This window comes from Pantoea sp. SS70 (assembly GCF_029866845.1).
Lineage (GTDB): Bacteria > Pseudomonadota > Gammaproteobacteria > Enterobacterales > Enterobacteriaceae > Pantoea > Pantoea leporis.
The window spans coordinates 2,623,692-2,638,479 of sequence record NZ_CP117199.1; the positions used below are offsets into that span (position 1 = coordinate 2,623,692).

Sequence of the window (14,788 nt, forward strand, 5' to 3'; positions counted from 1 at the left end):
TTGATGGACTTGTTACTATAAGCGCTATGTCGAACACCACACCTAAACGAAAAAATGACCCTGAAGGGCTTAAGAAGCGCATTCTTGCTGGTGCGCTGAAAATGTTCGCCGAGTTCGGTATGCAGGGCGCGCGGCTGGAGCAGATCGCTGAGCACGCGCAAACCACTAAACGCATGGTGGTGTATCACTTCGGCAATAAAGAGCAGCTCTATATTGAGGTGCTGGAGCAGGTGTATCAGGCGATTCGGCAGCATGAAACCGGCCTTAATCTCGCCGAGATGGCACCGGAACTGGCGATGACCAAACTGGTGGAAGCCAGCTTTGATTACCACGTTTCGCACCCGGATTTTATGCGGCTGGTGTGTACCGAAAACCTGCTGCGCGGGCGCTATATCATGCAATCCGAACGCATTAAGGCGCTGAACAAAAGTGCACTCGATGTGCTGGATGACATTCTGACGCGCGGCCAGCAGCAAGGGCTGTTTATGGATGGGCTGGATACCGTGGATGTGCACCGCTTGCTGAGCAGCATTTGTGTGCATCACGTCTCCAATCGCTACACCTTTCACACGCTGTTCACGCCGAACGATAGCGAGGAAGACAGCATCCGTCGCAACCGCCAATTAGCCGTCACCGCCACGCTGCGTTATGTGCGCAAAGCCCCGTAGGCTGCGGCTGCGCGCTGATGGTCTACGCTTTTAAATTTGGGACCGTCACAGACCACAGACTAAGGAACGCCGTAGTGAACAAAGATCCCCACCTTTATCCCTTACGCCATACGCAGAATACCGATCGGGACAGCGCACTGTGGAACTGGGCGCAAAACACGGTGGTTGGTCAGCGTAGTCAGTTACAACAGCCGCAAACTGAAGCGGAGTTGCAACAACTGCTGCGCACCGCCAGCGGCAAAGTGCGCGTGCTGGGCAACCGCTTGTCGCCGGGCCGCATGCTGGGCGTTGATGAGCAGGATTTGCTGCTGGATCTCAGCGCGTTCAACGGCGTGATCGCCCATGACGAAGAGAGCGTCACCTTTGCCGCCGGTACGCCGCTGGAGCAGGTTTACAGCACCCTAACCGAGATGGATCGCATGCTGGCCTCGTCGCCGGGGGTGATCGCGGTGCAGACGCTGGCGGGCGCGATGGCCACCGGCACACACGGCCAGGGTTTAGCGCAAAGCTCCATCGCCGATGAAGCGCTGCGCATCCGCATGGTGTTGGCTGACGGCAGCGTGCGTGAATTTGTGCGCGGTGAGCCCGATTTCGCTGCCGCACAGGTTTCGCTCGGCAGCCTGGGCATTGTGACGGCCGTGACGCTGCGCACCCGCCCTTTCCGCCTGTTTACCTGCCACAAATTCGCCGTCTCCGCCGATACGCTGGAGAACGATCTGATCGAATGGAACCAGCAGTATGAGATGAGCAAAGCCTGGTGGTTTGTCGATGACAACCTGATGCACGTGTGGAACGCGCACGAAGCCAGCGCTGAAGATTCGCAGGCATGGCACGCCAATCAGCGCGAGGTGATTGAGCATGGCGATGACACCGACAGCAGCCTGAATGACACCATCGACCAGACGCTGGCGCAGATGCATCGCGATACGCAGATTCACGGCAAAGGCGGCAAACAGTTCCGCACCGTGACGCGCTTCCGCGATTTCACCGACATCAGCGGCGATATCTATCAGCTATTTTGTCGCGGCATTGCCGTGCCGCAGATCAACGTCGAGATCGGCGTGCCGCTGGAGAAAACGCCGCAGATTATCAGCAAGATCAAAGCGTGGTATGCCGAGAATCATCCGCACATGCACTATCCGATCATTCTGCGCTGTACCGGCGCGTCTGAAGGCTGGCTCAGCCCGGCGTATCAGCACGCCACCTGCTTCTTTGGCTTTGTGGTTTATTACGCTGATGACGGTTCGCTGTCGCAGGATGGCCTGCATTTTCTCACTGAAGTCGAGAAGCTGCTGGCGGCCGAAGGCGGACGTCCGCACTGGGGCAAATATTACGATCCGCAGCGCTATCAGTGGCGCGATATCTATCCGCAGTGGGACGCTTTCCGCGCGGTGCGCGACCAGCTCGATCCACAACGCCGTTTTAGCAATGACTATGTCACTGCTTTGTTTGATTAAGTTTGAAGGGGAGAAACCATGTTTGCATGGGTAACGCTGTTAACGCAGCCGGACTATTTCATTGGCGTGAAGGCGCTGCACCGCTCGCTGAAGCGCAGCGAAACCCGCTGGCCGCTGATTGTCATGGTCACCGACGCCATCGATCTGGAGACGCGTGAAGCGTTGCAGGCGCTGGGCTGCGTGATCCATCCGGTGGATCCGCTGATGCCAAACGCCGAACTGGAGCAGCATTACGCCTCGGCGCAGTTCGGAGAAGTGTGGAGCAAGCTGCGCGCGTGGGAGCTGGTTGATTGTGAGCGCGTAGTATTTCTCGATGCCGACATGCTGGTGCTGCGCAACATGGATGAGCTGTTTACGCTCGATCTGGGCAAGCATGCGCTGGCAGCGTGCCACGCCTGTCGCTGCAATCCCAACAAGATCGCCAGTTATCCCGCCAGCTGGCAGCCAGAGAATTGTCACTATACCTGGCAGGATCGCGGCGAACCGGCACCGTCCACGCTCGATCGCTATCTGAACGGCGGTTTTTTGGTGCTGAAGCCGGATCTGGCGGTGTTTGAGTGGCTGCAGGAGAAAGTGGCGGGGATTACCGATCTGCGTCGCTACCCGTTCTCGGAGCAGGATTTGCTTAATGAAGTGTTCGAGGATCGCTGGCTGCCGCTTTCGTACAAATACAATGCGCTGAAAACCTTACCGTTCCAGCACAGTAAGATGTGGCGCGAAGATGAAGTGAAGAACCTGCACTTTATTCTGGCGAAGCCGTGGAAACGCGACCTGAATCAGCCTGAATCGGAACGCGACCGCTACTACGCGCTGGATAAGCTGTGGTGGGAGTTAGCGGCGGAATAAAAAAAACAGCGCGATTCGTCGCGCTGTTTCATATGAATTGCCCATTACTGCGGGCCAGTTCGCCGCGAATGGGTTTCCTACGAAGCTTATGAACGGGTCTTCGCAATGCGCTCAAGCGCCACCTGCGCCAAAAAACCTGAACGGGTTTTGAATTCGGGATGCGTTGCTACGCAGCGGTCAATGCGATCAATCAGCAGTTTTGGCAAGGTTACGTTGATTTTCTCGGACCCGCCCAAAATGCGAGTGACATCCACATCAATAAGTACCCAAACATAACCTGCATATTGCGGATCTTTCATCAACGATTTCAATTCAGAAACCGCCGGGATGTCCTGCTCTAATTCTACCAGCAGCTCCAGATGGCCGATAATCGCCTCTTTGGCATTTGTTACCGCCGCTTCCAGCGTATCTCCAGCAGAAAAACAGCCCGGCAAATCCGGCACCGTGACGCCAAATGCCGTGCTTTGGTCGCCCGCCTCAATCGCGATGGGATAGAACATACGTCACCTCTTTCGAATTAATGGACAGTCAGTCCGGCTTGTTTCCTGTTACTTTTCACCGTTTTGATCGGCAAATCCTTTTTGGGGTGCGGTATCGTCACCAGCCCTTTTTTTACCGGATGGACAAAATGGTGATGGCTACCGTTTACACGTATCAGTTCCCAGCCATCGGCCTTGATCTCGGCCATTAATGATCTGCTATCCATGCCATTGCCTTACCGCGTCCTGAAAGCATAAAAAATAACCCCAATAACTCTAAATCGCAAGAAGAGTTATTGGGGTTATCTTTTTCCCAAATAAAAAGGTCGTCATAAATGACGACCTCAAGATGAGTGGTGAATGGAAATTTATTGCGCTTTTGGCTCGCCCATCGCTTTCAACTTCTTCGACAGCTCGCGACGCTCTTTGGAGAGGTCAGCGTTTTTGATGATGTACTCATCAACGCGGTCTTCATAGTCCACACGCATGCTGGCGATAATTTCCTGCACCGCCTCAATGCTCATGCCGGGTTTGATGTATTCACTCAGGTTGTCCAGCAGCAGCACACGTTTCTGGTTATCACGGACTTTCTTCTCGTTATCCACGATTTCGCGCTGCAGTTTGTTTTTACGACGGAACATACGCACAAACTCCAGTACGTCCTGAAATGATTGCTTGGCATTTTCCATGTTGGCACCTTTCTTGAGGCCTGCGTCGGCAGGCGGAATAGTCATAACGTTTAGCTTAGCGGCTTGGCCGCCAGGGTTGCAATTCTCACCGCTAAATTCGGACTGGCGCTTATCTTAGCGCAAAGAAAGGGTGATTCACATTAAGTCCTTGCCTGAGAAAACTATTTACGCAGCGCCAGACGCACTAAATCAGTCATACGCTCCAGCTGACGCGCCTGTTCAAGGCTCAGCCAGACGTAGCCGTAAATCGCCGTGGTTTCGGAACGTCCGCTGCGATTAGCAATCAGCTGCTCCAGTTCCTGGGTGATCTCCTCCAGCGCATGGCTGTTGGCGGTGATCTGCTCGGTTTCGCCTTTCACCATCAGCGTGGCCAGCGCATTCAGCGTGTCTTCCGTCATCTGCTGGGTGCGGCGCAGCGTAGGTGCGTTGAGCATAATCAAGTGGCTTTCACGCGACGACCACCATGCATCAATTTGCATCTGCATGGTGTTGACCAGATTGCGATTGATGGTTTGGATCGCCTCAAACACCGATTTCGGAATGCGCGTCTCTTTACTCGCCGGCTCCAGCAGCGCGCGCATTTTGATTACGCTGCTCAGCAATTTCTGAAAAGGTTTATTCAGCCGCGGCTTCTCCAGCAAATTGGCGGAGAAGCCGGTGTGATGCAGTTTGGCCATGGCGATAAACGCATCCGATAACTGGATGCGCCAATGCGTATAGGCGCGCTGCGCCCAGATGGCGCTGAACAGCAGCGCCATCAGTGAACCGAGAATCACATCGCCTCCGCGCCACATGGCGATGGTGAAATCCCCGGCCGGTGCGCCAACCACCACGCCGAGCGTGATGCCGATCAGCAGCGCCATGTAGGGATGTTTTCCCAGCGTCAGATAGCCACAGACCACCATCACAACGGCGCACCACACCAGCATCACCGGCAGTGAAAACAGCTCAAGCTTGAGCGCGATCAGGCCAGAAATCAGACCGGCAAAAGTGCCGCTAATGCGCTGCACCACGCGCGGCAGCACGTTGCCCCAGGTGGAAATCGGCCCCATCACGACCACCAGCGTAATCAGCGGCCAGGTGCCTTCGGGAATGTCGGTGAGCCGCACAAACAGGAAACACAGCACAAAGGCGATAGCGATACGCACGCCGTGTACGGTGCGATAGTGGCGGTAGAACCAGAACTCAATCTGCGAGATGGGCTTGTCAGCGCGTAACATGGTTGTCCGGGAACGCTAAAAATTTGCGCGCTATGTTACCCTGGGCACGGCTGCATCATCAGGGTCGAACGCAATTATTTTTCAGGTTTTGCTGAAATACAACATGGACGTTACACCAGGTTTTCTCAATAGAAACATTGATGTAACGCAGTGGGTTTGGTGCGCGCATTAAAACGGTTGCCATGAATGGCGATCGGAAAATCATGTCATCGTACACCAGCACACCTTTCTGGTCTGCAACGCCAACAGCGATTGTGTCATCATCGCCGCATCACGGCGACGATGATGACGCGGAAAGACGCGACAGATTACAGTTTCTGTTTCACGTAATCGCTGATACGCGTAATGATGCCCGCCTCTTCCACCGCTTGCAGCGCGTAAAGCGGATAGCTGGCCAACTGCTTATCTTTGTCCATCACCTGAATTTCGCCAATCTGCTCGCCCGCTTTCAGCGGCGCTTCCAGATCTTTGCGATCGATAACGTATTTCGCCATCACGTTGGCCACTTCGGTGCGCGGCAGCGACAGATAGATATCCTGCGTGGTGCCGACATCGACCTTATGCGGATTGCCGTACCAGACGTTTTCGCTACCGATTTTTTTGCCTGCGTGGAACAGTTGCACGGTATCAAAGCTGTTTTGGCCCCATACCAGCAGCTTGCGCGCCTGATCTTCACGCCCTTTCGGGCTCTTGCCGCCCATGATCACCGCAATCAGGCGATGACGTCCGACGACGTTGGAAGCGATGATGTTAAAACCGGCGCTTTCAGTGTGGCCGGTTTTCAGCCCATCGACGTGCAGATTTTGATCCCACAGCAAGCCGTTGCGATTGTTTTGGGTAATGCCGTTCCACGTCAGGGTTTTCTCCCCGTACATGGCGTAGAAATCGGGCTCGCCGCTGATGATGGCGCGCGACAGCACCGCCAGATCGCGTGCGGTGGTGTGCTGGCCCGGCGCATCGAGGCCGTGCACGGTTTCGAAATGGGTATGCGACAGGCCGAGTTTCTGCACGTAGCTGTTCATCATGGTGACGAAGCTGCTTTCACTGCCGGCCACGTGATCCGCCAGCGCTACGCAGGCATCGTTACCGGAATCGATGATCACGCCGCGCATCAGGTCGCGCACCGTGACCTGATCGCCAGGCTTGAGGAACATCAGCGAGGAGCCTTTGAACACCGGATTGCCTGCGCCCCACGCATCTTTGCCGATAGTGACTTTGTCATCGCGGCTGATTTTATTCTGATCGATAGCGCGATCCACGACATAGCCGGTCATCAGTTTGGTCAGGCTGGCCGGGTTACGCTCTTCATCCGGATTGCCAGCGGTGAGAATTTGTCCGGTGGTGGCGTCCATCAACACCCATGAAGCCGCATCAATCGGCGGTGGTGTCAGGGGAAACGGCATGCTGTCGTCAGCCTGCGCCCACGATGCCCAAATAATTATTCCAGATACAGTTACCAGCAGACGCCTTTTCAACACTTCTTCCTCAAAATCAAAAAAATGAATTTACCGCCGCACGTTTTACGGCAAATAGCGCTTACAGATCTGAATAAATTGAAAAAAAGTATGAACTGAGCATAAATGCTGCGCGCCCGCTCGCAGCGAGGATGATCGAGGTTGTACTGCTACCCAGGGACGACTATCCTGTGCGTTGATTCTCCATTGCCAGGATAACGCCGTGCCCGCCTCTGAGTTCACCTTCTTATTCCACGATTATGAAACCTTCGGTAAAAGCCCGTCGCTGGACCGTCCGGCGCAGTTCGCGGGCCTGCGTACCGATAAAGAATTCAATGCAGTAGGTGAACCGCAGGTGTTTTATTGCCAGCCAGCCGACGATTATCTGCCGCAGCCGGAAGCGGTGATGATCACCGGCATTACGCCGCAAACCGCCAAAGCGCGTGGCGTGACCGAGGCAGCGTTTGCCGAACGCATTCACGGCCTGTTTAGCGAGCCGCAAACCTGTGTGATTGGTTACAACAATGTGCGTTTTGATGATGAAGTGACGCGCAATATCTTCTATCGCAACTTCTTTGATCCCTATGGCTGGAGCTGGCAGAACGGCAATTCGCGCTGGGATCTGCTGGATGTGATGCGCGCCTGCTATGCGCTGCGTCCGGAAGGCATTGAGTGGCCGGAGAATGACGATGGCTTCCCCAGCTTCAAGCTGGAGCATCTGACTAAGGCCAACGGCGTGGCGCACGAACAGGCGCACGATGCGATGTCCGACGTTTATGCCACGCTGGCGATGGCAAAACTGGTGCAAGAGAAGCAGCCGAAGCTGTTTGAGTTTCTGTTTACCCATCGCAACAAACAGAAACTGATGACGCTGATTGATATCCCGCAGATGAAACCGCTGGTGCACGTCTCCGGCATGTTCGGTGCGGCGCGCGGTAACACCAGCTGGATTGTGCCGCTGGCGTGGCATCCGGATAACCGTAACGCGCTGATTGTCGCCGATTTGGCCGGTGATATGTCGCCGCTGCTGACGCTGGAATCTGACGAACTGCGCGAGCGTTTATATACCCGCCACAGCGATTTGGGCGATCTGCCTGCGGTGCCGATCAAGCTGGTGCACATTAATAAGTGTCCCGTGCTGGCGCCCGCCAGCACGCTGCGTCCGGAAGATGCCGCGCGCCTCAACATCGATCGTCAGCAGTGCCTTGCAAACCTCAAGCTGCTGCGTGACCACGCGGAAGTGCGTGAGAAAGTGGTGGCGCTGTTTGCCGACGCCGAGCCGTTTACCCCGTCGGATGATGTTGACGCGCAGTTGTATGACGGTTTCTTTAGCGATGCCGATCGCGCTGGCATGAATATCATCCGCCAGACGCCGCCGCAGAACCTACCGGCGCTGGATTTGACCTTCGACGACAAGCGCATTGCTAAATTGTTGTTCCGTTACCGTGCGCGCAACTTCCCCGGCACCCTGGATGACGCCGAACAGCAGCGCTGGTTGCAGCATCGCCGCGAAGCGCTGAATGCTGAGCGCGTGCAGGCGTTCCTGTTGGAGCTGGAGTCGCTGGCGAGTTTGCATGAGGGGAATACGGAGAAGATGGCGCAGCTGAAGGCGCTGTATTTGTATGCGCAGGAGCTGGTGTCTTAGTCCTCTGCGATTTGATGCCCTCACCCCGGCCCTCTCCCACAGGGAGAGGGAGACGCTGCCAAATGCTGGCGTGAGCGCTCGATCGGTTCCCCCTTCCACAGGAGAAGGAGACGCTGCCAAATGCTGGCGTAAGCGCTCGATCGGTTCCCTCTCCCTGTGGGAGAGGGTTAGGGTGAGGGAAAACCCTTAAATCATCCCCCACACCAGCCACGTCAATGCAAAACCGCTCAGCCCCATCACCGTCGTCAATACCGTCCAGGTCTTCAGACCATCGGCCACTGACAAGCCCAGATAACGCGTCACCACCCAAAAACCCGCATCATTGACGTGCGACAAACCTAACCCACCGAAACAGGCCGCCAGCGTCACCAACACGCGCTGCATATCCGTTACATCGCCCACCGCCTGGCTTAACAAGCCGCTGGTGGTCAGAATCGCCACCGTTGCCGACCCCTGCGAAGCACGCAGCGCCAGCGACAGAATAAAGGCCGCCGGAACTAATGGCAGATGCAAGGTTTCCAGCGTCAACGCCAGCGCTTTGCCCACGCCCGATTCCACCAGCACCTTACCAAACGCACCGCCCGCGCCCGCCACCAGAATCACGCTGGCGGAGCTGGGAATCGCACGTCCGGTGAGATCTTCCAGTTTCTCTTTGCTCCAGCCGCGACGCACGCCGAGCAGCCACGCCGCCAGTCCCAGCGCAATCAGCAACGCAATGGCTGGCGTACCGATCACCGTCATCACCGCACGCAGCGTGCTGCCTTCAGCCAGTGTGGTATGCGCGACGGTACCCATGACGATCAACAGAATCGGCACAACAATCAGACCGGTAATGGTCAGTGCACCCGGCGCTGGCGCGTCGTTCTTCGGCTTACCTTCCGGCTTCGCCAGCTGCAGCTGTTCTAATACATCAACGGAAAGATGATATTGGCGCAGGTTCATCGCTTTCGCGACGTAATAACCGACGATACCGACCGGAATCGAGATCAGGATACCGAGCATCATCAGCCAGCCCATATCAGTGTGCAGAATGCCCGCCGCCGCCGCCGCGCCGGGATGGGTTGGCAGCGCCACATGCACCGTCAGCATCACGCCCGCCATCGGCAAGCCAAACTTCAGCGGTGACACGCGCGCCACTTTGGTGAAGCCATAAATCAGCGGAATCACGATGATGAAGCCGACTTCGAAGAACACCGGAATGCCGAGGATAAACGCCGCCATGGTCAGCGCCGCCACGGTACGCTTGATACCCAGCGATTTACTGAAGCGTTGTGCCAGCGACTCGGCACCGCCCGAGGCTTCAATCACTGCGCCGAGCATCGCCCCCAGCACGATGATAATGGTGATATGCCCCAGCAAGTTACCCATCCCGCTAAAGATGGTTTCCATAATTTTGTCGGCTGGAATGCCGGTCGCAATCGCCACCAGCAAGCTGACAATCAGCAGCGCCACAAAGGGGTGAACTTTGGTTTTAATCACCAGCAGCAGCAAGATCACAATGCTGGCGGTAGCAATGGCTAACAACAACGCGGTAGACATGATAATCCTCTGATTTAATTAGTATAGTTTGGGTACAGCTCTATCTGGTATTGTCGAATTCAGGTAATACTTACCCAGCACAGTGCTGAAAATCCCTGTGCTGGGTGGTTAAACAAAAATTATTTAGCGTAAGGCGCGAACCAGCCGAGGCCAGCTTCAGTGCGGCCGCGCGGGATGTATTCACATCCCACCCAACCGTCGTAACCCACTTCATCCAGCAGGTCGAACAGATAGGAATAGTTGATCTCGCCTTCATCCGGCTCGTGACGATGCGGCGCAGAGGCGATCTGGATATGGCGATAACGACCAGCGTATTCACGAATCAGATGCGTCAGATTGCCGTCCACCAGCTGTGCATGGAACAGATCGAGCTGGGTAAAGACGTTGGGCCGATCGATACGCGTCATCATCGCCAGCGTCTGATACTGGCTGGCGTAGAGATAATTCGGCTTAGTGACTGGATTAAGCGCTTCCAGCAGCAGGCGAATGCCGTGCGGCGCAAAACGCTCGGCGGCATAACGCATGTTACGCACGAAAGTCTCTTCATAGGCTGCACGATCGACACCGTTTGGCACCGTTGCCGCCATCACATGCACCTGCTGGCAGTTGAGCGCCAGCGCATACTCGAGTGCCCGATCGATATCGGCACGCGCTTCCTGTTCACGGCCCGGAATGGCGGAAACGCCCCACTCGCCCGCCTGCACGTTGCCTGCGGCGGTGTTGAACAGCACCAGTTCCAGCTGATGTTTTTCCAGCTCGGCTTTAATCACCTCGGCCGGAAAGTCATACGGGAACAGGAATTCAACGGCGCGAAAACCGGCATTGGCCGCGGCGGCAAAGCGTTCGATAAACGGCAACTCACCGAACTGCGTAGATAGATTGGCTGCAAACTTAGGCATTAAAAGTTCCTCAATTCCGCGACTTCGCTATCGGTCAGATAACGAATCGAGCGGTCACCGAGCGTAAACATCAGGCGCGCGGTCTCTTCCAGTTCTTCAGTGTTATTGGCAGCTTCGCGCAGGGATTTGCCCACCACCACCGGACCGTGATTGGCCAGCAGGAAGGCGTTATAGCGCGAGGCCAGATTGGCCAGATCGTCTGCCAGGCGCTGATCGCCCGGCTTGTAATACGGCACCACCGGCACATCGCCGACGCGCATCACCACATACGGCGTGAACGGACGGATGCAGTTTGCTGTGTCGAGATCGTTGAGGCAGGAGAGCGCCGTCAAATAGTGGCTGTGCAGATGCACCACCGCTTTGCACGCGGGATTGTTCAGGTAGAGCGCGCGGTGAAAAGCCACCTCTTTCGACGGCTTGTCGCCGGAGATCCATTCGCCCTGAATCGTCACTTTCGACAGGCGATCGGCCTGCAGTTCGCCGAGGCAGGAGCCGGTTGGCGTCGCCAGCAAGTTGCCATCCTCCAGCAGCAGCGACAAATTGCCCGCTGAACCGGTGGCGTAACCGCGCTGAAAGAAGGACGCGCCGAGCTGTACCATTTCTTCGCGTGCTTGTTGTTCCGTCATGCTGAAAACTCCTGTTGTGCGCGGGCAAAGAACTGTTCGTCGCCAAAGTTGCCTGATTTCAGCGCCAGCGACAGCGGCTGATGGATATCGCGTACCCACGGCACGCCCGGTGAAATCATCGGGCCAATGTGGAATGCGGTAACGCCAAGGCTTTGTGCCACCACGCCCGAGGTTTCACCGCCAGCAACGATGAAGCGCTGCCAGCCACGGCTTTTCAGTTCACGGGTTACTGCGGCAAACAGCTGCTCAACCGCTTCACTGCTGCGCGCTGCGCCGTACTGCTGCTGAATGGCCTGCAGCTGCTGGGCATCGGCGGTAGCAAACAGCAAAGGTGCCAGATCGGACTGATGATGCGCTGCCACCCAATCACAGAGTTCCTGCGCATAGCTTTCGGTGTTATCGAGGCAGCGCTCCACCAGCACTTCATGCGAGGGCGCTTGCTGACGATACGCCTGCACCTGACGGTTGGTCATTTGCGAGCAGGAGCCTGAGATCACCACCGCGCGATCGCCTTGTGGACGCCCCGCTTGTTCAGCATCGCTGTTCTGCTGCTGCGTTGCCCAGGCGCGGGCGATACCGATCGCCAGGCCTGAACCGCCGGTTACCAGGCGCGTCTCTTTCAGCGCTTCGCCCTGCGTCAGCAGATGCTGCTCGTGCAGCGCGTCCAGCACCACATAGTTGATGCCCTGCGTTTTCAGGGTATCCAGCTGCGCACGCACCGCATCGGCACCTTGATCCAGCTGCGCGGCATTGATCACTGCGGCCTGGCCTTTTGCCTGACGCGTCATCAAACGCATCAGATTGCTGTCGGTCATTGGCGTCACCGGATGATGGCGCATGCCCGATTCCGACAGCAGCTGATCGGCGACAAAAAGATAGCCTTGATACACCGTACGACCGTTAACCGGCAGCGACGGCGAGATCACCGTTTGCGTTTCGCCCAACGCTGCCAGCAGCGCATCGGTTACCGGGCCGATATTGCCCTGCTCGGTGCTATCGAAGGTGGAACAATATTTGAAGTAAAAACGATCGCAGCCCTGCTGTTGCAGCCACTGCAGCGCGGCCAGAGACTGATCGATCGCCTGCTGCGCCGGGCATGAGCGTGACTTCAGGCTGATAACAATCGCCTGCGCGCTCAGTTCGTCGTGACTTTCCGGCACGCCGTTGAACTGGATGGTCGGCAAACCGTTCTGCACCAGAAAACTGGCGATGTCGGTTGCGCCGGTAAAATCGTCTGCAATAACGCCTAAACGCATGATTATTGCTCCTTCGCCTGCGGCAGCGTGATGCCGCTGAAGATCTTGATCACTGCGCTGTCATCTTCACGACCGTGGCCGGCGTTGCTGGCTTCGGTAAACATATTGAGCGCAGTTGAAGCCAGCGGCAGCGGGAAGTGCAGCGACTTGGCGGTATCCGCCACCAGATTGAGATCTTTAACGAAGATATCGACCGCTGATTTCGGCGAGTAATCGCCATCCACCACGTGACGCATGCGGTTCTCGAACATCCATGAGTTACCGGCGGCGTTGGTCACCACGTCATACATGGTGTCGAGCGGGATTCCAGCGCGCGCGGCCAGCGCCATCGCTTCAGCGCCCACAGCAATGTGCACGCCCGCCAGCAGCTGGTGAATGATTTTAACGGTTGAGCCGAGACCGATTTCGCTGCCCACGCGATAGACTTTCGCCGCCACCGCATCCAGCACCGGCTTGAGCAGGGCAAAAGCTTCATCGCTGCCGGACGCCATTACCGTCATTTCGCCAACTGCAGCTTTGGCTGCGCCGCCGGAAACCGGTGCATCCAGCATCAGCAACTGATGCTGCGCCAGCTGTTGTTCAATCGCCTGCGCATCCTGTGAAGAGATGGTAGAAGAGACCATGACCACGGTGCCGGGCTTGAGCTGCGCCGCCACGCCGTTTTCACCGAACAGGATTGCTTTAACCTGCGCGGCGTTCACCACCAGCAACAGCACCGCATCGAGTTCAGCGGCAAAGCGGGCAGCGGAGGTTTGCGCATCACGTGCACCGGCCTGACGCAGGGTTTCCAGCGCCTGCGGATTGAGATCAACACCCCAGGTATTTAATCCTGCACGGATGCAAGACTGCGCTGCACCCATGCCCATGGAACCTAAACCAATCACGCCGATGTTATTCACGGTTGCTGACATAGCAAACCTCCATTGTTAATTTAAGTGATAATTTGTTCATTGATGTTAAGTCTGCCGCAGTCAGTGGCGAATAAACGTGCGTGATATCACAAAAATTAACTTAGCTGCTCAATGATTAACATGGATTCACAGCCGGAGGTGAGCGCTTCGAAGTCAGTCCAGATGGGATTTCTGCTTAGATTACGGCAAGATAAATTGTGCTGCGGGCTGTGAATCGATGATCTACAATGTGAAAAAATGATAATTCAGGGAGACCAAGGTGATTCCGGTTGAACGTCATCAACAAATTTTAGCGCTGGTTGGCGAACGCGGCGTGGTTAGTATTGCCGAGCTCACTGAGCGCTTGGGTGTGTCGCATATGACGATACGTCGCGATGTGCAGAAGCTGGAAGAGCAAGGTGCGGTCTTGTCTGTTTCGGGCGGCGTGCGCTCAGCAGATCGCCTGGCGGCGGAGCCGTCGCATCTGGCGAAGACCAATATGTACAGCGGCGAGAAGATGGCGATTGGGCAGTATGCCGCGCGTCATATTCCGCGTAATAGCTGCATCTATCTCGATGCCGGCACTACCACACTGGCGCTGGCGCGCGAGTTGCTTGAGCGTGATGACTTGCTGGTGGTGACCAACGATTTCGTGATTGCGCGCCTGCTGATGGAGAGCAGCGGCTGCAAGTTGATTCACACCGGCGGCACGGTATGTCGTGAGAACCGTTCCAGCGTCGGTGAAGCGGCCGCCAGAAGTTTGCGCCAGCTGGCGATCGATATCGCGTTTATCTCCGCGTCCTGCTGGGGCCCGCGCGGGCTGTTTACGCCGGATGAGGATAAGGTGCCGGTGAAGCTGGCGGCGAGCGATGTGAGTAGTAAGCGCGTGTTGTTAAGCGACAGTTCGAAGTACAACAAGATTGCGACGCACCTGGCGTTGCCGCTGGAGCGGTTTGATACCTTGATTACCGATGCGGGGTTGAGTAAAGCGGGACGCGAGGCGTTAGGTGCGGGGAGTTGGGAGCTGGTGTTGGCGGGATAGTGCGTGCTGTCCCCTACTCGATCCGTGCTCGCTGTCCCCCTCCTCGGTCCTCCCCCATAAATGGGGGAGGAAGATGGT

The 14,788-nt window shown here is 56.5% G+C and carries 15 protein-coding genes; 5 read left to right on the forward strand and 10 right to left on the reverse strand.

All coding sequences use genetic code 11. From position 1 onward, the window contains the following. Window positions 1–26 precede the first annotated feature (26 nt). The 3 genes from PO881_RS12190 to PO881_RS12200 all read left to right on the forward strand — a co-directional run bounded on the left by PO881_RS12190 (window position 27) and on the right by PO881_RS12200 (window position 2,971). Entirely contained in the window at window positions 27–668 is a 642-nt protein-coding gene (locus PO881_RS12190; RefSeq protein ID WP_271460770.1) for a TetR family transcriptional regulator, read from the forward strand. Window positions 669–742: 74 nt separating this feature from the next. Next, on the forward strand, window positions 743–2,125 hold the full coding sequence (locus tag PO881_RS12195; protein WP_137386084.1) for a D-arabinono-1,4-lactone oxidase: 1,383 nt from the start codon (window positions 743–745) through the stop codon (window positions 2,123–2,125). 18 nt (window positions 2,126–2,143) lie between these two features. Further along, window positions 2,144–2,971 (forward strand): glycosyltransferase family 8 protein, encoded by an 828-nt coding sequence (locus tag PO881_RS12200; RefSeq protein WP_061717669.1) that lies wholly within the window; start codon window positions 2,144–2,146, stop codon window positions 2,969–2,971. A gap of 86 nt (window positions 2,972–3,057) precedes the next feature. Here PO881_RS12200 and PO881_RS12205 read toward each other — a convergent pair whose 3' ends face one another. From PO881_RS12205 to dacD, 5 genes are all read right to left on the reverse strand, one after another. Further along, the gene (locus PO881_RS12205; protein ID WP_101763410.1) at window positions 3,058–3,471 is read right to left on the reverse strand and encodes a type II toxin-antitoxin system HicB family antitoxin; all 414 of its coding nucleotides are present in this window, start codon (window positions 3,469–3,471) and stop codon (window positions 3,058–3,060) included. 17 nt (window positions 3,472–3,488) lie between these two features. Beyond that, window positions 3,489–3,677 (reverse strand): type II toxin-antitoxin system HicA family toxin, encoded by a 189-nt coding sequence (locus tag PO881_RS12210; RefSeq protein WP_280171844.1) that lies wholly within the window; start codon window positions 3,675–3,677, stop codon window positions 3,489–3,491. A 141-nt stretch (window positions 3,678–3,818) separates the two neighbouring features. Beyond that, the gene (gene tmaR, locus PO881_RS12215) at window positions 3,819–4,139 is read right to left on the reverse strand and encodes a PTS system regulator TmaR (RefSeq protein ID WP_008110563.1); all 321 of its coding nucleotides are present in this window, start codon (window positions 4,137–4,139) and stop codon (window positions 3,819–3,821) included. 161 nt (window positions 4,140–4,300) lie between these two features. After that, window positions 4,301–5,359, reverse strand: coding sequence for an FUSC family protein (locus tag PO881_RS12220; protein WP_101763409.1), 1,059 nt, complete (start codon window positions 5,357–5,359; stop codon window positions 4,301–4,303). A gap of 308 nt (window positions 5,360–5,667) precedes the next feature. Then, window positions 5,668–6,834: a serine-type D-Ala-D-Ala carboxypeptidase DacD gene (gene dacD, locus PO881_RS12225; protein WP_192233442.1), complete on the reverse strand. Its 1,167-nt coding sequence runs from the start codon at window positions 6,832–6,834 to the stop codon at window positions 5,668–5,670. Between the two features lie 202 nt (window positions 6,835–7,036). Between dacD and sbcB the strand changes: the two genes are divergently transcribed. After that, window positions 7,037–8,458 (forward strand): exodeoxyribonuclease I, encoded by a 1,422-nt coding sequence (gene sbcB / locus PO881_RS12230; protein WP_110866679.1) that lies wholly within the window; start codon window positions 7,037–7,039, stop codon window positions 8,456–8,458. Between the two features lie 186 nt (window positions 8,459–8,644). Here the strand turns inward: sbcB and PO881_RS12235 are convergent, their stop codons facing one another. From PO881_RS12235 to ltnD, 5 genes are all read right to left on the reverse strand, one after another. After that, window positions 8,645–9,997: a GntP family transporter gene (locus PO881_RS12235; RefSeq protein ID WP_137386087.1), complete on the reverse strand. Its 1,353-nt coding sequence runs from the start codon at window positions 9,995–9,997 to the stop codon at window positions 8,645–8,647. Between the two features lie 119 nt (window positions 9,998–10,116). Beyond that, window positions 10,117–10,896 (reverse strand): HPr family phosphocarrier protein, encoded by a 780-nt coding sequence (locus PO881_RS12240; protein WP_280171845.1) that lies wholly within the window; start codon window positions 10,894–10,896, stop codon window positions 10,117–10,119. Further along, window positions 10,896–11,522: an aldolase gene (locus PO881_RS12245; RefSeq protein ID WP_280171846.1), complete on the reverse strand. Its 627-nt coding sequence runs from the start codon at window positions 11,520–11,522 to the stop codon at window positions 10,896–10,898. The genes PO881_RS12240 and PO881_RS12245 overlap by 1 nt, the downstream gene beginning before the upstream one ends. Beyond that, window positions 11,519–12,778 (reverse strand): 3-oxo-tetronate kinase, encoded by a 1,260-nt coding sequence (gene otnK, locus PO881_RS12250; protein WP_280171847.1) that lies wholly within the window; start codon window positions 12,776–12,778, stop codon window positions 11,519–11,521. The genes PO881_RS12245 and otnK overlap by 4 nt, the downstream gene beginning before the upstream one ends. Window positions 12,779–12,780: 2 nt before the next feature. Continuing rightward, window positions 12,781–13,689: an L-threonate dehydrogenase gene (gene ltnD / locus PO881_RS12255; protein ID WP_101763402.1), complete on the reverse strand. Its 909-nt coding sequence runs from the start codon at window positions 13,687–13,689 to the stop codon at window positions 12,781–12,783. A 259-nt stretch (window positions 13,690–13,948) separates the two neighbouring features. On the opposite strand from ltnD, the gene ygbI reads away from it, so the two are divergent. Continuing rightward, window positions 13,949–14,710, forward strand: a complete 762-nt coding sequence (gene ygbI / locus PO881_RS12260) for a DNA-binding transcriptional repressor YgbI (protein ID WP_137386091.1) — start codon at window positions 13,949–13,951, stop codon at window positions 14,708–14,710. Window positions 14,711–14,788: the final 78 nt, after the last annotated feature.